This window comes from Pseudomonas sp. FW305-7 (assembly GCF_058786735.1).
On sequence record NZ_JBYSZA010000034.1, the window covers coordinates 18420 to 41567 of the forward strand.

Annotated in this window: 4 protein-coding genes; 3 read left to right on the forward strand and 1 reads right to left on the reverse strand. The window is 61.8% G+C overall.

The features are described from left to right. Positions 1-55 precede the first annotated feature (55 nt). Positions 56-17791: an immunoglobulin-like domain-containing protein gene (locus AC3WMT_RS27310; protein WP_103306854.1), complete on the reverse strand. Its 17736-nt coding sequence runs from the start codon at positions 17789-17791 to the stop codon at positions 56-58. Positions 17792-18146: 355 nt separating this feature from the next. Between AC3WMT_RS27310 and AC3WMT_RS27315 the strand changes: the two genes are divergently transcribed. The 3 genes from AC3WMT_RS27315 to AC3WMT_RS27325 are packed head-to-tail and all read left to right on the forward strand — an operon-like array spanning position 18147 to position 23047. Further along, the gene (locus AC3WMT_RS27315) at positions 18147-19499 is read left to right on the forward strand and encodes a TolC family outer membrane protein (protein WP_103306855.1); all 1353 of its coding nucleotides are present in this window, start codon (positions 18147-18149) and stop codon (positions 19497-19499) included. Positions 19500-19533: 34 nt separating this feature from the next. Then, positions 19534-21690 carry a type I secretion system permease/ATPase gene (locus tag AC3WMT_RS27320; RefSeq protein ID WP_103306856.1) on the forward strand — a complete coding sequence of 719 codons (2157 nt, stop codon included), beginning with the start codon at positions 19534-19536 and terminating at the stop codon, positions 21688-21690. Further along, positions 21680-23047, forward strand: a complete 1368-nt coding sequence (locus AC3WMT_RS27325) for an HlyD family type I secretion periplasmic adaptor subunit (protein ID WP_103306857.1) — start codon at positions 21680-21682, stop codon at positions 23045-23047. Before AC3WMT_RS27320 ends, AC3WMT_RS27325 begins: the two co-directional genes overlap by 11 nt. Positions 23048-23148 lie beyond the last annotated feature (101 nt).

Genomic DNA, 23148 nt, shown 5'->3' on the forward strand with positions numbered 1-23148 from the left:
TGCGCTGGCGCTGAATGTGACGACCGCCCCAGAGGGGCGGCCGTTTGTTCACGGATCAGCTGTTGTTGTGGTCAACCTTGATGGTCGGATCGCTGCCGGCGATCAGGTTGTGGATGTTGGCGCTCGACCAGTTATTGCCTTCCAGTTTGATCGTCACGTCCGGCGTGGCAGCGGCGGCGTCGCCGGAGTTGAACTTGCCGCCCGAACTGACTTGCAGCGACGACACGCCGTCGACCGTGGTGATCTTCAGGAAGTTGTCGATGGTGCTGCCGGTCTCGCCCTGCAACAGGTCACGCAGGTCGATGCGATCACCCTGGCTGGCATTGAAGTCCTTGATCACATCGTTGCCGGTGTCGCCCGATTTCCAGACGAAGGTGTCGGCACCCGAGCCGCCAATCAGGATGTCGTTGCCCTGACCGCCGATCAGCGTGTCGTTGCCGGTGCCGCCGAGCAGGATGTCATTGCCTTTGCCGCCATCGAGCAAGTCATTGCCGCCGGAGCCGAACAGGATGTCATTGCCCGCTCCGCCCAACAGCGTGTCGTTGCCGTCATGTGCGCCGGACACATCGAACGCTTGGTAGTGCTCGGTGATGTACTGGTGCACGTTGCTGGTGGTGACTTTGCTGACGTCGACGCCGGTCTGCTGCGCAACGAACGCCTGCATCGCCTGGTAACCCTCGCCGGCAATACCGTTGAAGCTCACCAGGTCGCCGAACAGGATGTCGTTGCCGTCGCCACCGCTGACGATATCGTTGCCCGGCATCGTCGCTTCGGTGTGGCCGATGATCGAGTTGGCCAGATCCTTCGGATCGATGTTGGTCTGCGGCGTCTTGTCCGAGTCGTACGGTTTCAGGTCGTTGAGGCTGACGCCGCTGTTGAGGCCGATGGCTTCCACGTTCGACAGACCGCTGAGCAATGCGAAGCTGCTGTTGGCGTTGGTGGTGGTGTAGTAATCGGTGCTGCTACCGCTGCCCGCCAGGCCAGAGAACTCGTAGGTACCGTCGCCCTGGGCGTGCAGCGTGCCGAAGTTCTGGTACGTCCAGTTACCGCCCGATTTGGTCCAGACCGTCACCGAGCCGTTCGCGCTGATATCGATCTGGTGCGAGCTGTCCGGATACAGGCTGACGGCTGTCCCCAACTTGTAGTTGGTGGTGGTGATCAGGCTATCGAGGGTTTTGTTGCCGTACAGGTACGGGTTGGTCGACTCGCCGGTCTGATAGTAGGTCGGCTGGCCGTCGGTGATGAAGTACGTGAGGTTCTTCGCACCGGTGTTGGCCACCGCTTCAGCGCTCTGGAAGAAGTTGGCGGTGGTTTTGAACACGTCCTCGTAGTTGGTGCCGCCCCCGGACGTCATGGAGTCCAGCACAGCCTTGAGCTTGGTCAGCGCGTTCGGGTCGTTGAGGTTCACCGACACCGACTGTTTGACTTGAGTATCGAAGTCCACCAGGAAGATGTTCACCGTGCCCGAGTTGCTGCCGCCCAGACTCTGCTTGAGGGTGTTGAACACCGAGGTCAGCGAGTCTTTCGCGGCGTTCAGCGACGAAGTGCTCATACTGCCCGAGCTGTCGACCATGAACGCGATGTTGTAGTTGGTGCCCGGCACCACGGTCAGACCGCCAATGTCGGCGACCATGATGTCGTTGCCATCGGTGCCGTTGAAGGTGTCATCGCCGGAAGTGGCGACCGAAGCGGTATAGACCGCCGGCACCACGGTGACCGGAATGGTCGCGGTGCTGCTGGCCGAACCGCCCACGTATTCGGTGGAGGTCGAGGTCACGGTCAGGTTGAACTGGCCGTTGTAGTAGGTCGGCGGGGTCACGGTCAGGCTGCCGAGGTTCCAGCCAGTGACGTTGGCTTCGCCATTGCTCGCGGTGACGGTGAACGTGTGGCCTGCGCCGTCGCTCAGCACCGAGCCGACCGGCGCGCCGCTGATCTTCACGCTCAGGGTTTCCGAGCCGTCGGTGTCGGTCAGCGCGGTGCTGATCGCCGACAGTTTCACCGTGGTGCCTTCGGCGCCGGTGTTGAGTTTGTAGCCGTCGTAATAGCCTTCGCCGTTGGTGCCGTGCAGGTCGGAGACAGTTACCCCAGAGTTCACCAGATCCTGCACGCCGGTGTAGATCGGCACGCCGGCGCTGCTCAGGTCGATCGGCGTGCTGCCATTGACCGACAGGTTGACGTCGTAGCTGCCCGGGCCGCTCTGGTTGTGGTGGTAGATGTCCAGGGTGTAGTAGCCGCTGGTGGTCGGAGTGAACGATCCATTGATCGCGCCGCCCGCGCCCCAGGTGCCCGACGCCACGTTTTTACCGCCGATGGTGATCAGCAGACTGTCATCGGCGACGCCGCTGAAGGTGTAGGTCTTGCCGGCTTCCAGATAGATCAGGCCGGACGTCTTCGACGCCGTACCTGCCGCCACGCTGCCGTCGGATTGCACGTTGGTCACGCTGCCGCTGGAGTTCGGCGTACCGGCACCGTCGATCACGTTTTTCAACGTGGTCGAATCTGCGCCGTTGCCGCTGGTGCCGAGGCCCGACAGGCCGGTCCAGACTTCCTTGATCAGGCCGGTGGACTTCACGCTGTTGTCGGCCACGCTCACGGTCGGGGCATCCGCCACTGGCGTGATGTCGATCTTCACCGTGCCGGTGTTGCCCAGCAGTTGGCCGTCGGTTGGCTGGAACTTGATCTGCGCGTAGTCAGCCTGGTTGTTGCCCATGCCAGTGCCGCCGTAACCGTTGACACCCGACTCGTTGGCATCCGGCATGAAGCGCAGTTTGCCAGCGTCGATATCAGCCTTGCTGAAGGTCTGGTTGTTGGCGACGTCTTTCCAGGTCGAACCGTCGAGGTACTGCAGTTTGCCTTCGCCCGGCAGCTGGGTGATTTTGATGCCCAGGCTGCTGGCCGGGCTGTCGACGTCGGTCACACCGAAGGTCGACCAGCCGAGTACCAGCGGGGTGTCTTCAGTACCGGTGACGTTGCTCGGTGCGGCGACCGGTGCGTCGTTGACCGCTACCACGTTGACCGTGGTGGTCGCGGTGTTGGAGTAGTTGCCGCCATCGGTCACGGTCACGGTGATGATCCGCGGCACGGTGCTCGGGTTTTCACTGCCGTTGGTGAAGCTGATGTTCTTGATGGCCTGCATGTAGTCGGCCAGCGTCGCATTGCCCGACAGGGTCAGCGTCACAGTGCCGTTGGTGCTGTTGGCATTGATGGTGATGCCGTTGACGCTGTTGCCCAGGTTCAACGCATCGCCGTCCTGACGGTTGGTCAGCACCACGGTGGCGCCGGTCAGCATGGTGCTGTCCGGGTCAGTGATGCTGATGTCGGTGTCAGCAATCGACACGCCGGCGCCCGGGGTGTTTTCGGTGAAGGTCACCTTGTAGTCGGCACCGGTCGCCCCGCTGGAGTTGTTGGCATCCAGGTCGATGACCGGCGGCGCATCGTTGTCGATGATCGAGGTGCTGACGCTGCCGTTGGTGCTGCTGACCGCGAGGTTCTCGAAGTTGCCGCCCGTGGCCGAGTCGATCTTGACCACGAAGTTCTCGGTGCCTTCGGTGATCTTGTCATCGATGGTGGCGACGTTGAACTGCGCGCTGCTCGCACCTGCCGGAATCTTCACGGTGTAAACGCCAGTGAAGTCGGAACCGTCGGCGGCGGTACCGCTGTAGACGATTTTCAGGGTCACTTCGGTTTGCGCCGGGTGGTTCAGGCTGACGGTGTAGCTGGCGGTCTGGCCTTCGGTCACCGAGGTGCTGCCGGTGATGCTGACGGTGGTGGTATCGATGGTGTCGGTGACGCTGGTCACGGCTGGTGTGTTGTTGGTCACCAGGTTCTCGAAGTTGCCGCCGCTGGTGCCAGTGATGGTTGCCTGCACGGTGCCGGCGTCTTTGTAGACGTCGTCAGCCGGTGCCGGAACGGTCACGGTGCCGGTGGTTTTGCCCGCTTCGATGGTGATCACCGAACCGTTGCTGAGGGTCACGGTCAACGGCGAGCCAGCGGCGTTGGTCAGCGTTGCGGTGTAGGTGATCGAACCACCTTCGGCCACGGTGCCGGTCGCCGACAGCGACAGGTTGGTGGTGTCGACGGTGTCGGTCACGGTGGTGCTGACCGGGGTTTTGTCGGCCACGAGGTTTTCGTAGTTGCCGCCCGTCACGTTGCTGATCGAGTTGGTCAGCGGCGCATGACCGGTCAACGCATCGTTCGGTGCGGTGGTGGTGACGGTGCCGGTGGTTTTGCCGATGTCGATGGTGATCTGCTGACCGTTGGCCAGGGTCACGACGACAGGTGCGCCGGTGACTGGCGCGCCCACAGTGGCGGTGTAGACGACGGTGCCACCCTCGGCCGCTGTACCGGTTGCGGTCAGTTTGACTGTGGTGGTGTCGATGGTGTCGGTCACGCTGGTCACGGCCGGAGTCGTGCTTGGTACCAGGTTTTCGAAGTTGCCACCGGTGGCGTTGCTGATCGTCGCCTGCACGGTACCGGCGTCTTTGTAGACGTCGTCGGCTGGCGCTGGAACGGTGACGGTGCCGGTGGTTTTGCCCGCTTCGATAGTGATCACCGAGCCGTTGCTCAGGGTCACGGTCACTGGCGAGCCAGCAGCGTTGGTCAGGGTCGCGGTGTAGGTGATCTGTCCACCTTCGGCCACGGTGCCGGTCGCGGACAGCGACAGGTTGGTGGTGTCGACGGTATCGGTCACGGTGGTGCTGACGGGAGTCTTGTCGGCTACGAGGTTTTCGTAGTTGCCGCCGGTGACGTTGGTGATCGAGTTGGTCAGCGGTGCGTGGCCGGTCAGCGCATCGTTCGGTGCGGTGGTGGTCACGGTGCCGGTGGTTTTGCCGATGTCGATGGTGATCTGCTGACCGTTGGCCAGGGTCACGGTGACCGGCGAGCCGGTCACAGGTGCGCCGACGGTGGCGGTGTAGACGACGTTGCCGCCCTCGGCCGCTGTGCCGGTTGCGCTCAGCTTCACGGTGGTGGTGTCGATGGTGTCGGTGACGCTGGTCACGGCTGGCGTCGTGCTCGGCACCAGGTTTTCGAAGTTGCCGCCCGTTGCGGTGCTGATCGTCGCCTGCACAGTTCCGGCGTCTTTGTAGACGTCGTCAGTCGGTGCCGGAACGGTCACGGTGCCGGTGGTTTTACCAGCGTCGATAGTGATCACGGCGCCGTTCGACAGGGTCACGGTGACTGGCGAGCCTGCAGCGTTGGTCAGCGTGGCGGTGTAAACGATCGAACCGCCCTCGGCGACCGAGTTGGTGGCACTCAGGGACAGGTTGGTGGTGTCGACGGTATCGGTCACGGTGGTGCTGACCGGAGTCTTGTCGGCTACGAGGTTTTCGTAGTTGCCGCCGGTGACGTTGGTGATCGAGTTGGTCAGCGGTGCGTGGCCGGTCAGCGCATCGTTCGGTGCGGTGGTGGTCACGGTGCCGGTGGTTTTGCCGATGTCGATGGTGATCTGCTGACCGTTGGCCAGGGTCACGGTGACCGGCGAGCCGGTCACAGGTGCGCCGACGGTGGCGGTGTAGACGACGTTACCGCCCTCGGCCGCTGTGCCGGTTGCGCTCAGCTTCACGGTGGTGGTGTCGATGGTGTCGGTGACGCTGGTCACGGCTGGTGTGTTGTTGGTCACCAGGTTCTCGAAGCTGCCGCCGCTGGTGCCAGTGATGGTTGCCTGAACGGTGCCGGCGTCTTTGTAGACGTCGTCAGCCGGAGCCGGAACGGTCACGGTGCCGGTGGTTTTACCAGCGTCGATGGTGATAACGGCGCCGTTCGACAGGGTCACGGTGACTGGCGAGCCAGCGGCGTTGGTCAGCGTGGCGGTGTAAACGATCGAACCGCCCTCGGCGACCGAGTTGGTGGCACTCAGGGACAGGTTGGTGGTGTCGACGGTGTCGGTGACCGTGGTCGAAACCGGCGTCTTGTCGGCAACCAGATTCTCGTAGTTGCCGCCAGTCACGCCGGTGATCGAATTGGTCAGCGGTGCGTGGCCGGTCAACACGTCGTTCGGCGCGGTGGTGGTCACGGTGCCAGTGGTTTTGCCCACTTCGATGGTGATGTTCTGACCGTTGGCCAGGGTCACGGTGACCGGCGAACCGGTGACTGGCGCACCGACCGTGGCGGTATAGGTGACGGTACCGCCCTCAGCCGCCGACTCGGTCGCGGTCAGTTTCACCGTGGTGGTGTCGATGGTGTCGGTGACGCTGGTGACCGCCGGGGTGTTGCTGGTCACCAGTTTCTCGAAGCTGCCGCCGGTGGCGTTGCTGATATTGGCCTGCACGGTGCCGGCGTCTTTGTAGACGTCGTCAGCCGGAGCCGGGACGGTCACGGTGCCGGTGGTTTTGCCCGCTTCGATGGTGATCACCGAGCCGTTCGACAGCGTTACGGTGACTGGCGAACCAGCGGCGTTGGTCAGGGTCGCGGTGTAGGTGATCTGGCCACCTTCGGCCACGGTGCCGGTTGCGGACAGAGACAGATTGGTGGTGTCGACGGTGTCAGTGACCGTGGTCGAAACCGGCGTCTTGTCGGCAACCAGATTCTCGTAGTTACCGCCGCTGACGTTGGTGATCGCATTGGTCAACGGCGCGTGGCCGGTCAACACGTCGTTCGGCGCGGTGGTGGTCACGGTGCCAGTGGTTTTACCCACCTCGATGGTGATGTTCTGACCATTGGTCAGTGTCACGACAACCGGTGAACCGGTAACAGGAGCACCAACCGTCGCGGTGTAGGTAACGGTGCCACCCTCAGCAGCCGACTCGGTCGCGGTCAGTTTGACGGTGGTGGTGTCGATGGTGTCGGTCACGCTGGTGACGGCCGGTGTCGTGCTTGGCACCAGGTTTTCGAAGTTGCCACCGGTGGCGTTGCTGATGGTTGCCTGCACGGTGCCGGCGTCTTTGTAGACGTCGTCAGCCGGAGCCGGGACAGTAACGGTGCCAGTGGTTTTACCAGCGTCGATGGTGATCACGGCGCCGTTCGATAGGGTCACGGTGACTGGCGAGCCAGCGGCGTTGGTCAGCGTGGCGGTGTAGACAATCGAACCGCCTTCAGCGACCGATGGGGTAGCGCTGAGCGACAGATTGGTGGTGTCTACGGTGTCGGTTACGGTGGTGCTGACCGGTGTTTTGTCGGCTACGAGATTTTCGTAGTTGCCGCCGGTTGCGCCAGTAATGGCGTTGGTCAGAGGTGCGTGGCCAGTCAGCGCATCGTTCGGTGCGGTGGTGGTGACAGTGCCGGTGGTTTTGCCGATGTCGATAGTGATCTGCTGACCATTGGCCAGAGTCACGACAACCGGCGAACCGGTCACTGGCGCGCCGACCGTGGCGGTGTAGACGACATTGCCGCCTTCAGCCGCTGTATCGGTCGCCGTCAGTTTGACGGTGGTGGTGTCGATAGTGTCGCTGACGTTGGTCACGGCAGGCACAGTGCTTGGCACCAGGTTCTCGAAGTTGCCACCGGTGGCGTTGCTGATGGTTGCCTGCACGGTGCCGGCGTCTTTGTAAACGTCATCGGCTGGCGCTGGAGCGGTTACGGTACCGGTGGTTTTGCCTGCCTCGATGGTGATGACCGAGCCGTTGCTCAGGGTTACGGTCACTGGCGAGCCAGCGGCGTTGGTCAGGGTCGCGGTGTAAACAATCGAGCCACCTTCAGCGACCGATGGGGTAGCGCTCAACGACAGGTTGGTGGTGTCGACGGTGTCGGTGACCGTGGTCGAAACCGGCGTTTTGTCGGCAACCAGATTCTCGTAATTGCCGCCGCTCACGTCGGTGATCGAGTTGGTAATCGGCGCGTGGCCGGTCAACGCATCGTTCGGTGCGGTGGTGGTCACGGCGCCGGTGGTTTTACCCACTTCGATGGTGATGTTCTGACCATTGGCCAGTGTCACGACCACCGGCGAACCGGTAACAGGGGCACCAACCGTCGCGGTGTAGGTAACGGTGCCACCCTCAGCCGCCGACTCGGTCGCGGTCAGTTTGACCGTGGTGGTGTCGATGGTGTCGGTGACGCTGGTGACTGCCGGCACAGTGCTCGGCACCAGGTTCTCGAAGTTGCCGCCGGTGGCGTTGCTGATGGTTGCCTGCACGGTGCCGGCGTCTTTGTAGACGTCGTCAGCCGGAGCCGGGACAGTAACGGTGCCAGTGGTTTTACCAGCGTCGATGGTGATCACGGCGCCGTTCGATAGGGTCACGGTGACTGGCGAGCCAGCGGCGTTGGTCAGGGTCGCGGTGTAAACAATCGAGCCACCTTCAGCGACCGATGGGGTAGCGCTCAACGACAGGTTGGTGGTATCGACGGTGTCGGTGACCGTGGTCGAAACCGGCGTTTTGTCGGCAACCAGATTCTCGTAATTGCCGCCGCTCACGTCGGTGATCGAGTTGGTAATCGGCGCGTGGCCGGTCAACGCATCGTTCGGTGCGGTGGTGGTCACGGTGCCGGTGGTTTTACCCACTTCGATGGTGATGTTCTGACCATTGGCCAGTGTCACGACAACCGGTGAACCGGTCACGGGGGCGCCAACAGTGGCGGTGTAAGTGACAGTGCCGCCTTCAGCCACGGACGTATCGGCAGTCAGTTTGACGGTCGAGGTGTCGATGGTGTCGGTCACTTCGGTAACGGCCGGAACAGTGCTCGGCACCAGGTTCTCGAAGTTGCCACCGGTTGCGGTGGAAATGGTCGCTTCAACCTTGCCCGCGTCTTTGTAAACGTCATCAGCCGGAGCCGGAACAGTGACGGTGCCAGTGGTTTTGCCAGCCTCGATGGTGATCACAGCACCGTTCGACAACGTCACGGTCACTGGCGAGCCAGCGGCGTTGGTCAGCGTGGCGGTGTAAACGATCGAGCCACCTTCGGCGACCGAGTTGGTAGCGCTCAACGACAGATTGGTGGTGTCGACGGTATCGGTCACGGTGGTGCTGACCGGGGTCTTGTCGGCAACGAGGTTCTCGTAATTGCCGCCAGTCACGCCGGTAATCGAGTTGGTCAGCGGCGCATGGCCGGTCAATGCATCGTTTGGCGCAGTGGTGGCCACGGTGCCAGTGGTTTTGCCGACCTCAATGGTGATCTGCTGACCGTTGGCCAATGTCACCACGACCGGAGAACCGGTCACGGGAGCGCCAACAGTGGCGGTGTAAGTGACAGTGCCGCCTTCAGCCACGGACGTATCGGCAGTCAGTTTCACCGTCGAAGTGTCGATGGTGTCGGTCACTTCGGTCACGGCCGGAACAGTGCTCGGCACCAGGTTTTCGAAGTTACCGCCAGTAGCGGTCGAAATGGTCGCTTCGACTTTTCCTGCATCTTTGTAGACGTCATCGGCCGGTGCCGGAACGGTCACAGTGCCAGTGGTTTTGCCAGCCTCGATGGTGATTACAGCGCCGTTCGACAAGGTCACGGTCACTGGCGAGCCAGCAGCGTTGGTCAGTGTTGCGGTGTAAACAATCGAACCGCCCTCAGCGACAGAACCGGTGGCGCTCAACGACAGATTGGTGGTGTCGACGGTATCGGTGACGTTGGTCGAAACCGGGGTCTTGTCGGCAACCAGATTCTCGTAGTTGCCGCCGGTTACACCGGTGATCGAGTTGGTAATCGGTGCGTGGCCGGTCAATGCATCGTTCGGTGCAGTGAAGGTCACGGTGCCAGTGGTTTTACCCACTTCGATGGTGATGTTCTGACCATTGGCCAGCGTCACCACAACTGGAGAGCCAGTGACTGGCGCACCCACGGTCGCGGTGTAAACAACCGCGCCACCTTCAGCGGCGGTCTCGGTCGCCGTGAGTTTCACGGTCGAGGTGTCGATGGTGTCAGTTACTTCGGTAACGGCCGGAACAGTGCTCGGCACCAGGTTTTCGAAGTTGCCACCGGTAGCAGTCGAAATGGTCGCTTCGACTTTGCCGGCGTCTTTGTAAACGTCGTCAGCCGGAGCTGGAACAGTCACGGTGCCGGTGGTTTTGCCTGCTTCGATGGTGATCACGGCGCCGTTCGACAAGGTCACGGTCACTGGCGAGCCAGCAGCGTTGGTCAGGGTCGCGGTGTAGATGATCTGGCCACCTTCGGCCACGGTGCCGGTCGCACTCAGCGACAGGTTGGTGGTGTCGACGGTGTCGGTAACCGTGGTCGAAACCGGCGTCTTGTCGGCGACCAGGTTCTCGTAGTTGCCGCCGGTTACCCCGGTGATCGAGTTGGTAATCGGTGCGTGGCCGGTCAATGCATCGTTCGGCGCAGTGAAGGTCACGGTGCCGGTGGTTTTACCCACTTCGATGGTGATGTTCTGACCATTGGCCAAGGTCACGGTGACCGGCGAACCGGTCACAGGAGCACCGACAGTTGCGGTGTAAGTAACGGTGCCACCCTCAGCCGCCGACTCGGTCGCGGTCAGTTTGACGGTGGTGGTGTCGATGGTGTCGGTGACGTTGGTCACAGCCGGCACAGTGCTCGGCACCAGGTTTTCGAAGTTGCCGCCGGTGGCAGTCGAAATGGTCGCTTCAACTTTGCCCGCGTCTTTGTAAACGTCATCAGCCGGAGCCGGGACAGTGACGGTGCCAGTGGTTTTACCCGCGTCGATGGTGATTACGGCGCCGTTCGACAAGGTCACAGTCACCGGTGTGCCGGCCGGGTTGGTCAGCGTTGCGGTGTAAACGATCGAACCGCCCTCAGCCACCGAATCGGTAGCGGTCAGGTTCAGATTGGTGGTGTCGGTGGTGTCCGTAACCGTGGTGTCGGCCGACTTGCCGTCGGTCACCAGTTTTTCGTAGTTGCCGCCAGTCGCGCCGTCGATGGTCACGCTCAACGAGCTGCCGCCCGCCAATGGGCTGTTCGGCGCAACGAAATTCACGGTACCGCTGGTTTCACCGACAGCGATGGTGATGGTCTGGCCGTTGGACAGGGTCACGACAACCGGCGAACCGGTCACAGGCGCAGTGACGGTCGCGGTGTAGACCACGGTTTCGCCTTCGGCGACGTTGGCCGTGGCGGTCAGCGACACGGTGGACGTGTCGATGGTGTCGTTGACGGTGGTGACCGCCGGAGTCGTATCGGTGACGAGGTTTTCGAAGTCGCCACCGGTCGCGCCCTTGATGGTCGCTTCAACAGTGCCGGCGTCTTTGTAGACGTCGTCCTTCGGTGCGTCGACGGTCACGGTGCCGGTGGTTTTACCGGCCTCGATGGTGATGGTCGCGCCATTGCTCAACGTTACGGTGACCGGGCTGCCGGCCGCGTTGGTCAAGGTCGCGGTGTAGGTGATCTGGCCACCTTCGTTCACCGTGCCAGTGGCGCTGAGCGACAGGTTGGTGGTGTCGACGGTGTCGGTCACGGTGGTGCTGACTGGGGTTTTGTCGGCCACGAGGTTTTCGTAGTTGCCGCCGGTGACGTCAGTGATCGAGTTGGTCAGCGGCGCGTGACCGGTCAACGCGTCGTTTGGCGCGGTGGTGGTGACGGTACCGGTGGTTTTACCCACTTCGATGGTGATGTTCTGGCCGTTGGCCAACGTTACGACAACCGGCGAGCCGGTCACCGGCGCGCCAACAGTCGCGGTGTAAGTGACGGTGCCACCTTCAGCCACGGTGGTGTCGGCCGTCAGTTTCACGGTCGAAGTGTCGATGGTGTCAGTGACGTCAGTTACCGCTGGCGTGGTGCTCGGAACGAGGTTCTCGAAGTTGCCGCCGGTTGCCTCCTTGATCGTCACTTCGACTTTGCCGGCGTCTTTGTAGACGTCATCGGCAGGTGCCGGAACGGTCACGGTGCCCGTTGTTTTGCCTGCCTCGATGGTGATTACCGAACCATTCGAAAGCGTTACGGTGACCGGCGAACCTGCCGCGTTGGTCAGCGTCGCGGTGTAAACAATCGAACCGCCTTCAGCCACAGTACCGGTCGCCGTCAGCGACAGGTTGGTGGTGTCGACAGTGTCGGTGACGTTGGTCGAAACCGGGGTCTTGTCGGCAACCAGATTTTCGTAATTGCCGCCGCTCACGTCAGTGATCGCGTTGGTCAGCGGCGCGTGGCCGGTCAACGCGTCGTTCGGTGCGGTGGTGGTGACGGTGCCAGTGGTTTTGCCGACTTCGATGGTGATGTTCTGACCATTGGCCAGGGTCACAACCACAGGCGAACCGGTCACCGGCGCGCCAACGGTCGCGGTGTAAGTAACGGTGCCACCTTCAGATGCCGATTCGGTGGCGGTCAGTTTGACGGTGGTGGTGTCGATGGTATCGGTGACTTCGGTGACAGCCGGAACGGTGCTCGGCACCAGATTCTCGAAATTGCCGCCCGTGGCAGTCGAAATGGTCGCTTCGACTTTGCCTGCGTCTTTGTAAACGTCATCAGCCGGGGCTGGAACGGTCACGGTGCCGGTGGTTTTGCCAGCTTCGATGGTGATCACGGCGCCGTTCGACAGGGTTACGGTCACTGGCGAGCCAGCGGCGTTGGTCAGTGTCGCGGTGTACGTGATCGAACCGCCCTCGGCGACCGAGTTGGTGGCGCTGAGCGACAGGTTGGTGGTGTCGGTGGTGTCCGTCACGCTGGTGCTGACCGGGGTTTTGTCTGCTACGAGATTTTCGTAGTTGCCGCCCGTCACACCGGTGATCGAGTTGCTCAGTGGTGCCTGGCCAACCAAAGCGTCGTTTGGCGCGGTGGTGGTCACGGTGCCAGTGGTTTTGCCGACTTCAATGGTGATCTGCTGACCGTTGGCCAACGTCACCACGACAGGCGAACCGGTGACTGGCGCACCAACGGTAGCGGTGTAAGTGACAGTGCCACCTTCAGCCACGGTGGTGTCGGCGGTCAGTTTGACGGTCGAGGTGTCGATGGTGTCAGTGACATCGGTCACGGCTGGCGTGGTGCTCGGAACCAGGTTCTCGAAGTTGCCGCCGGTAGCGTCCTTGATGGTGACTTCGACTTTGCCGGCGTCTTTGTAGACGTCATCGGCAGGCGCCGGAACGGTGACGGTGCCGGAGGTCTTGCCCGCTTCGATGGTGATCACCGAGCCATTGCTCAGAGTGACGGTCACTGGCGTGCCGGCCGGATTGGTCAGGGTCGCGGTGTAAACGATCGAGCCGCCCTCAGCCACAGTCCCGGTCGCACTCAGCGTCAGATTGGTGGTGTCGGTGGTGTCGGTCACGCTGGTGCTGACCGGGGTTTTGTCGGCCACGAGGTTTTCGTAGTTGCCGCCGGTGACGCCAGTAATCGAGTTGCTCAGTGGCGCCTGGCCAACCAAAGCGTCGTTTGGTGCAGTGGTCGTAACGGTGCCGGTGGTTTTACCGACTTCGATGGTGATGCTCTGGCCGTTGGCCAGGGACACGACAACCGGCGAACCAGTGACTGGCGCACCAACGGTGGCGGTATAAGTGACGGTGCCACCTTCAGTCACGGTGGTGTCGGCCGTCAGTTTCACGGTCGAGGTGTCGATGGTATCGGTGACTTCAGTAACGGCCGGAACGGTGCTCGGCACCAGGTTCTCGAAATTGCCGCCAATGGCAGTCGAAATGGTCGCTTCGACCTTGCCCGCGTCTTTGTAAACGTCATCCGCCGGCGCCGGAACGGTCACGGTGCCGCTGGTTTTGCCAGCCTCGATGGTGATGACTGCACCGTTGCTCAGGGTCACGGTGACCGGCGAGCCAGCCGCATTGGTCAGGGTCGCGGTGTAAACGATCGAACCGCCTTCAGCCACGGAACCGGTCGCGCTCAGCGACAGGTTGGTGGTGTCGACGGTGTCGGTCACGGTGGTGCTGACCGGGGTTTTGTCGGCAACGAGATTCTCGTAATTGCCGCCGCTCACGTCGGTGATCGAGTTGCTCAGCGGCGCGTGGCCGGTCAGCGCATCGTTCGGCGCAGTAGTGGTCACGGTGCCGGTGGTTTTGCCCACTTCGATAGTGATCTGTTGGCCGTTGGCCAAGGTCACTACGACAGGTGAACCAGTGACTGGCGCGCCAACGGTCGCGGTGTAAGTGACGGTGCCACCTTCAGCCACGGTGGTGTCGGCGGTCAGTTTGACGGTCGAAGTGTCGATGGTGTCGGTGACTTCGGTGACGGCCGGAGTGGTGCTCGGCACCAGATTCTCGAAATTGCCACCGGTGGCGTCCTTGATCGTCACTTCAATTTTGCCGGCGTCTTTGTAGACGTCATCGGCGGGCGCTGGAACCGTTACGGTGCCAGTGGTTTTCCCCGCTTCGATGGTGATCACCGAGCCGTTGCTCAGGGTCACAGTGACGGGCGAGCCTGCTGCGTTGGTCAGCGTGGCGGTGTAAGTGATCTGGCCGCCTTCAGCCACGGAACCGGTCGCGCTCAGCGACAGGTTGGTGGTGTCGGTGGTATCAGTCACGGTGGTGCTGACCGGGGTTTTGTCGGCCACGAGGTTTTCGTAGTTGCCGCCGGTGACGCCAGTAATCGAGTTGCTCAGTGGTGCCTGGCCCACCAGTGCGTCGTTCGGCGCTGTGGTGGTGACGGTGCCAGTGGTTTTACCCACTTCGATGGTGATGCTTTGGCCGTTGGCCAGGGTCACGACAACCGGCGAACCAGTGACTGGCGCGCCAACAGTCGCGGTGTAAGTGACGGTGCCACCTTCAGCCACGGTGGTGTCGGCCGTCAGTTTCACGGTCGAGGTGTCGATGGTATCGGTCACGTCAGTGACGGCTGGGACGGTGCTCGGAACGAGGTTCTCGAAATTGCCGCCCGTGGCGTCCTTGATGGTGACTTCGACTTTGCCGGCGTCTTTGTAAACGTCATCGGCAGGTGCCGGAACGGTCACGGTGCCGGTGGTTTTACCGGCGTCGATGGTAATCACCGAACCGTTCGACAGCGTTACGGTGACGGGCGAGCCTGCTGCGTTGGTCAGCGTGGCGGTGTAAGTGATCTGGCCGCCTTCGGCCACGGTCCCCGTCGCGCTCAGCGTCAGGTCTGTGGTGTCAGTCGTGTCAGTGACTGTGGTGCTGACCGGGGTTTTATCGGCGACGAGGTCTTCGTAATTGCCGCCGCTCACGTCAGTGATCGCATTGGTGATCGGCGCGTGGCCGGTCAAGGCGTCATTTGGCGCGGTGGCTGTTACGGAACCGGTGGTTTTGCCGATGTCGATGGTGATGGTCTGGCCGTTGGCCAAAGTCACCACAACTGGCGAACCGGTCACCGGCGCACCAACGGTGGCGGTGTAAGTGACGGTGCCACCTTCAGCCACGGTAGTGTCGGCGGTCAGTTTCACGGTCGAGGTGTCGATGGTGTCAGTGACTTCGGTAACGGCCGGAACGGTGCTCGGCACCAGATTCTCGAAGTTGCCGCCCGTAGCGTCCTTGATGGTCACTTCGACTTTGCCGGCGTCCTTGTAGACGTCATCGGCAGGGGCCGGAACAGTCACGGTACCGGTTGTTTTGCCCGCCTCGATGGTGATCACCGAGCCATTGCTCAGGGTCACGGTCACCGGCGTGCCGGCCGGGTTGGTCAGGGTCGCGGTGTAAACAATCGAGCCGCCCTCAGCCACGGAACCAGTCGCGCTCAGTGTCAGGTCGGTAGTGTCGGTGACGTCAGTGACAGTGGTCGAAACCGGGGTTTTGTCGGCCACCAGGTCTTCGTAATTACCGCCAGAAACACCGGTGATCGAGTTGGTCAGCGGCGCATTGCCGGCCAACGCGTCGTTAGGCGCGGTGGTGGTCACGGTGCCAGTGGTTTTGCCGATGTCGATGGTGATCTGCTGACCGTTGGCCAGGGTCACGACGACTGGCGAACCGGTCACTGGTGCGCCGACAGTGGCGGTGTAAGTGACGGTGCCACCTTCAGCCACGGTAGTGTCGGCGGTCAGTTTTACGGTCGAGGTGTCGATGGTGTCAGTGACTTCGGTAACGGCCGGAACGGTGCTCGGCACCAGATTCTCGAAATTGCCGCCGGTAGCGTCCGTGATCGTCACTTCGACTTTGCCGGCATCTTTATAGACATCATCGGCAGGCGCTGGAACGGTCACGGTGCCGGTGGTCTTGCCCGCTTCGATGGTGATCACCGAACCGTTGCTCAGGGTCACGGTCACCGGAGTTTGCGCGGCATTGGTCAGGGTCGCGGTGTAAACGATCGAGCCACCCTCGGCCACCGAACCAGTGGCGCTGAGGCTCAGACCGGTGTTGTCGATCGAATCGGTAATGGTGGTGGTCGCTGGCGTTGTGTTCGGCACCAGGTTCTCGAAGTTGCCACCGGATGTACCGGTAATGGTGGTGCTGACGGTGCCGCCATTGTTGTAGACGTCGTTCGGCGCGGTTGGCACGTTGACGCTGCCGCTGGTCTTGCCGGCTTCAATGGTGATGGTCGAACCGTTCGACAGGGTAATGGTGACCGGTGTCTGCGCAGCGTTGGTCAGGGTCGCGGTGTAGGTGATCTCGCCACCTTCGACGACGGTGCCGGTGGCGGTAAGGCTCACGCTGGTGGTGTCGATCGAGTCGGTCACGGTGGTGGTCGCTGGCGTCGTGTTCGGAACCAGGTTCTCGAAGTTGCCGCCGGTTGCACCGGTAATGGTGGTGCTGACGGTGCCGCCATTGTTGTAGACGTCGTTCGGTGCGGTCGGCACGTTGACGGTGCCAGTGGTCTGGCCGGCTTCAATGGTGATGGTCGAACCGTTCGACAGAGTGACGGTGACCGGCGTCTGCGCCGGGTTGGTCAGGGTCGCGGTGTAGGTGATCTGGCCGCCCTCGACCACTGTGCCGGTAGCGGTCAGGGTCAGGCCGGTGTTATCGATCGAATCGGTGATGGTGGTCACCGCCGGAGTCGGGTTCGGCACCAGGTTTTCGAAGTTGCCGCCGGTGGCACCGGTGATGGTCGTGGTGACCGTGCTGCCGTTGTTATAGACGTCGTTGGCCGGCGTCGGCACGTTGACGGTGCCAGTGGTCTGGCCGGCGCCGATGGTGATGGTCGAGCCGTTCGACAGGGTGACGGTCACCGGGGTTTGCGCCGGGTTGGTCAGGGTCGCGGTGTAGGTAATCTGGCCGCCTTCGGTGACGCTCGGGCCCGCCGTCAGGGTGACGGTGGTGGTGTCGATGGTGTCGGTGACCTGAGTCGTGGCCGGAGTGGTCGGCGGGGTCACGGTGATGCCGTTGCCGCCGGTGGTACCGGTGACGGTCACGTCGATCTGGGTCGGGTCGTTATAAACGGTGTCGTTCGGTGCCAGCGGCACGTTGACGGTGCCGGTGGTGGAACCGGCCGGAATCACGATCACCGCGCCGTTGGACAGGGTAACGGTCAGGTCGGTCAGCGGCGCCTGGGTCAGGGTCGCGGTGTACACCAGCACGCCGCCGGCCTCGGTGATGGTCGGCGTAGCACTGAGGCTCAGGGTCGACTCACGCAGGGCGTTGGTGGTGGTGTCGGTGGTCTGTCCACCAGTGATGTTTTGCGCCGCTTGCGCGCCGGAGTTGATCCCCGCCGTCGGGAAGCCAATGGTCGGATCAACGCGACCCGCCGTGGCATCGAGCATCACGAAGCTGTGGCCGCCGCCAGCCGCACCGCCAGTACCCGCAGCTGAAGGGCCGGCAGCGGTGGCTTCAAGAGCAGTAGTCGGGTCGACACCCGCGGCAATCGCTTGCTGCAGTTCTGCTACCGACGGCGCAGCCTGCGCGGTGGCTTCGGCCAGGTCAGTGCTGGAGTCGGGCGCGTTGGCGCTCCACTGAGTTTCGCGACCCAGATCCAGAGTGCGGCCATCAGCCAGTTCCAGCGACACGGCGCCGGAGAGGCCGGTGTCGATCTGGTCGCCGACGAACAGACGATCGCCTTCAACGAGCACGCGGCGTACACCCTCAGGGGAGACCACGAATACCTGACCGACAATGCTTTTGACGATGGCAACAACACTGCTCATTGAAGACTCTCCGGGTGTTACGTTCAGTTGACTTCCATTGCCTGATGGCTCGGCGCCGATTCAGTCTGGACGTACTTTAAAAATTTGCGAATCAAGTTTGACGCGTCTCTTCGTCAATAATTTGGCTAGATTCTTTCGCTATTAACTTTATGCCAAACTATTGACCTTCTGGGTGCCATCCTAAACAATCGCCCCACTAATGTCACATTGATATTTCCGCGGCGACCTGTCCTTCAGCGTGTGATCCAGTTCCTGTTTTGAACTTTCCGACATACGGTCATTCCGGTTGCCATCATCCGCCGCAGCACCACGTTTTGCTGTGATTCAAGACAAGTAGTTCTGGGAAATCGTTACCATGCGTTCGTATTTGTTCAAGGCTCTACCTTTCGCTCTCGCCGCTTCATTCGCACAAGCACAATCCTTACCAGAAGCCATGCAACAGGCCTTGGATGTCCATCCGGAAATCCAGGCAGGGGTTAACAGTCGTTTGGCCGCGGATTATCAGTTAAAGGCTGCAAAAGGTGGATACCTGCCCAAGGTCGATCTGCTCGGCGGTTACGGCCGTGAAGGCACCGACAGCGTGACCACCCGCGCCAATGGCGGCGGCAATCACTGGGAAACCCTGAACCGCAGCGAGTCAAGTTTACGTCTCTCGCAAATGGTCTTTGACGGTTTTGCGACGTCCAGCGAGGTCGGGCGTCAACAAGCCACCGTTAACTCCCGCGCCTACTCGCTGCTCGGCACCTCCGAGCGCACTGCGCTGACCGTCGCCCAGGTGTATCTGGACGTGCTGACCCGCCGTGAATTCGTGCGTCTGGCCGAAGAAAACCTCAAGAGCCACCAGCGCATCTACGACCAGATCCAGTTGCGCACCCAGCGCGGCGTCGGCAGCGGTGCCGACCTCGATCAGGCCGAAGCGCGGATGGCCCAGGCCCGCAACAATCTGATCACCGAACAGACCAATCTGGCCGACTCGGAAACCAACTTCCTCAGCGCTGTTGGCCAGATGCCTGACCAGCTCGAGCGTCCGGCGCCGTTCATGGCGATGATGCCGGCCAACCTCAATGAGGCGCGCCAGCAGATGCTGGAAAACAGCCCGATCTTGCGTTCGGCCGAGTCCGACATCGCCGCTGCCGAAAAGCAGTACGAAACCGCCAAGTCGACCTTCTACCCGCGTTTCGATGCTGAATTGGGCCGCACCGCCGATAACGATCTCGACGGCCAGAACGGTCACAACAACGAATGGCAGGCCATGCTGCGCATGCGCTTCAACCTGTATTCGGGCGGCAGCAACAAGGCCGATCTGGAATCCAAGTCGTACCTGTCGAACCAGGCGCTGGACATCCGCAACAACGCCCTGCGTCAGTTGAACGAAGAACTGGGCCTGGCCTGGAACGCCTTGAACAACGCCAATGCGCAAGTGCCGATCGCGCAGCAGTACGTCGATCACAGCACCTCGGTGCGCACCGCGTACCAGCGCCAGTTCAGCCTCGGCGAGCGAACCCTGCTCGATTTGCTCGACAGCGAAAACGAGTTGTTCACCGCTTCGCGGCGTCTGGCGGAAATCAAAAACATTCAGTTATTTACTCAGTATCGAATCAAGGCGACCATGGGCGAGTTGCTCAGAAGCCAGGGAGTGGTCGCACCGTTGGCATCCGTTGTGCAAAACGACGTGAAGCCCAAGGTCCAGCTGCCTGGGATGAATTGAGTTATCCCTTTTCAACTGTCAAAGAGTGTCGAGCGTGGAATCAGAAGTCAGTCGAGTTCAACTCAGTCATGATCCACGCGCGTTGCACGACGATCCGTTACTGGACGGTCTGCTCGCCCTTTGCATGCTGCACCAGAAGCCCGCCAGCGCGGCGATGCTGACCACCGGCCTGCCGCTGCCCAAACAACGTTTGAGTGTCGAGTTGCTGCCCCGCGCGGCGGCTCGCGCCGGCCTGCAAGGTCGGGTGCTGCAGCGCAAGCTGGAGGAGATTCCGCCGATTGCGATGCCGGCGCTGTTGCTGCTCAAGGATGGTCGCAGTGCCGTCCTGCTCGGCTGGCAGGGTGATAACGAAGCGCGGGTGCTGCTCAGCGAAAGCGATGGTGGCGAGTCCGTGGTCAGCCGCGAACTGCTGGCCGACGATTACACCGGCAAAGTCTTCTTCGCCCAGCCGCAACACAAATTCGACGTCAACCACGGCACGCTGATTCCGCGTGCCCGCTCGTGGTTCCGCGACACTCTCAAGCGTTCGCGCTGGCTGTACGCCGACGCCATCGCCGCCAGTTTCCTGATCAACATCATCGCCATGGCCGCGCCGCTGTTCGTGATGAACGTCTACGACCGCGTGGTGCCGAACCAGGCTGAGGCGACCCTGTGGGTACTCGCCCTGGGCATCACGGGTGCGTACATCTTCGACCTGATCCTCAAAAGCCTGCGCAGCCTGTGCCTGGATCTGGCCGGGAAGAAAACCGACCTGATCATCTCGGCCACGCTGTTCGAGCGCATCGTCGGCATGGCGATGAAATACCGCCCGGCGCGGGTCGGCAGCTTCGCCCAGAACATCCATGAGTTTCAGAGCCTGCGCGACTTCCTCGCCTCGCTGACCCTGACCAGCCTGATTGATCTGCCGTTCACCATCCTCATCTTTATTGTCATCGCCATTCTCGGCGGGCATCTGGTGTGGATTCCGGTGCTGGCGTTCCCGATTGCGCTGCTGATCGGCTACGCGTTGCAGAAGCCGCTGGTGGCCACCATGGAACGCACCATGGCCCTCGGTGCCGAGCGTCAGTCGAGCCTGATCGAAACCCTCGCCGGTCTCGACGCGGTCAAGGTCAACAACGCCGAAAGCGAACGCCAATACCAGTGGGAACAGACCATCGGCACCCTCAGCCGCCTCGAACTGCGGGTGAAAATGCTCTCCGGTCTGGCGATGAACATTACCCTGCTGATCCAGCAACTGGCCGGGGTGATCATGATCGTCTTCGGCGTGTACCAGATCATCGATGGCCACTTGAGCATGGGCGGCCTGATTGCCTGCTACATGCTCAGCGGTCGTGCACTGAGTCCGCTGGCGTCGCTGTCCGGTCTGCTGACCCGTTACCAGCAAGCCCGCGTGACCATGACCTCGGTCGACCAGATGATGGAGCTGCCGCAGGAGCGCAACTTCGAAGAGCGCCCGCTGAGCCGCAAGGTGCTGCAAGGCGCCATCGAATGCCGCCAGCTCAACTTCACCTACCCGGAACAACAGAATCCGGCGCTGAAGAACATCAACCTGGTGATCCGTCCCGGCGAGAAGATCGGCATCATCGGCCGCAGCGGTTCGGGCAAAAGCTCGCTGGCCAAGCTGCTGGTCGGCCTGTATCAGCCGGACGACGGCGCGTTGCTGGTCGACGGCGTGGATATCCGCCAGATCGACGTCAGCGAACTGCGCTACAACATCGGCTACGTGCCGCAGGACATCCAGCTGCTCGCCGGCACCCTGCGCGACAACCTCGTCTCCGGTGCGCGTTATGTAGAAGACGAGCTTGTCCTGCAAGCCGCCGAACTGGCCGGTGTCCATGAATTCGCCCGTCTGCACCCGCAAGGTTATGAGCTGCAAGTGGGTGAGCGCGGGCAGAACCTCTCCGGCGGTCAACGGCAGAACGTTGCACTGGCCCGGGCGCTGCTGCTCAATCCGCCGATCCTGCTGATGGACGAGCCGACCAGCGCCATGGACAACACCGGTGAAGAACGCCTCAAGCAACGCCTCGCCGCCGTGATTGAAAACAAGACCGTGGTGCTGGTGACGCACCGGGCATCTCTGTTGTCGCTGGTGGATCGCCTGCTGGTGATCGACCGTGGACAAATTCTCGCCGATGGCCCGAAAGCCGCCGTGATGGAAGCGTTGAAGAAGGGGCAGATCAGTGTTGCTTAAGTCGGGTTTCAAGGATTCGATCCGTCGCTACTTCAAAGGCTCTGCATCCTTGCAGGGTCAGCCGCTGCCGGAGGTCAACAAAGCGCTGATCGAAGACGCCCCGCGCGTCGTGCGCTTGACGATCTGGGCGATCATCGGCTTCTTCGTGTTTCTGCTGCTCTGGGCCAACTTCGCCGTGATCGACGAAGTGACCAAGGGCGACGGCAAGGCGATTCCTTCGTCGAAAATTCAGAAAATCCAGAACCTCGAGGGCGGGATCGTCTCCGAACTGTTCGTCAAGGAAGGTCAGATCGTCGAAGCCGGCGCACCGCTGATTCGTCTGGATGACACGCGATTCGCTTCCAACGTCGGCGAAACCGAGGCCGATCGGCTGTCGATGTTGCTGCGCGTCGAGCGGCTGAGCGCCGAGGTCGATGACCGTCCGCTGGCGTTCCCCGAGGACGTGCTCAAAGCCGTGCCGGGTCAGGCGAATAGCGAAGAATCCCTCTACATCAGCCGCCGCCAGCAACTGCACGACGAGATTGGCGGCTTGCAGGAGCAGTTGATCCAGCGTCAGCAAGAGCTGCGCGAGTTCACCTCCAAACAGGCGCAATACCGCCAGCAACTCGGCCTGCAACGCCAGGAAATCAACATGTCCGAGCCGTTGGTGGCGCAGGGCGCGGTGTCCCCGGTAGAGGTGCTGCGCCTCAAGCGTGCCGAAGTGGAAACCCGTGGTCAGCTCGACGCTACTACGCTGGCGATTCCCCGCGCCGAATCGGCGATCAAGGAAGTGCAGCGCAAGATCGACGAAACCCGTGGCAAATTCCGCAGTGAAGCGCTGACACAACTCAACGAAGCCCGCACCGACCTGAACAAGGCCCAGGCCACCGGCAAGGCACTGGAAGACCGTGTCAGCCGTACGCTGGTCACCTCGCCAGTGCGCGGCATCGTCAACAAGTTGCTGGTCAACACCATCGGTGGCGTGATCCAGCCGGGTAGTGACATGGTCGAAATCGTCCCGCTGGATGACACCTTGCTCGTCGAAGCGAAGATTCGTCCGCAAGACATCGCGTTCCTGCATCCGGGGCAGGAAGCCATCGTCAAATTCACTGCCTATGACTACACCATTTACGGCGGGCTGAAGGCCCAGCTGGAGCAGATCGGCGCTGACACCATCACCGACGAAGACAAGAAAACCACCTACTACATGATCAAGGTCCGCACCGAGCGCAGCCACTTGGGCACCGATGAGAAGCCGTTGCTGATCATTCCGGGGATGGTCGCGTCGGTGGATATCATCACTGGCAAGAAGTCGGTGTTGAGTTATCTGCTCAAACCGATCATCCGCGCGCGGGCCGAGGCACTGCACGAACGCTAAATCTTCAGTGGCCTTACTGGCCTCATCGCTGGCAAGCCAGCTCCCACAGGGTTTTCGGTTGGAACACGATTGTGTGCTCGACATCGGAACCTGTGGGAGCT

Bases quoted from the DNA above. Each gene is read 5' to 3' on its own strand.
- AC3WMT_RS27315 (WP_103306855.1), top strand. From the start codon at position 18,147: ATGCGTTCGTATTTGTTCAAGGCTCTACCTTTCGCTCTCGCCGCTTCA.
- AC3WMT_RS27310 (WP_103306854.1), bottom strand. From the start codon at position 17,791: ATGAGCAGTGTTGTTGCCATCGTCAAAAGCATTGTCGGTCAGGTATTC.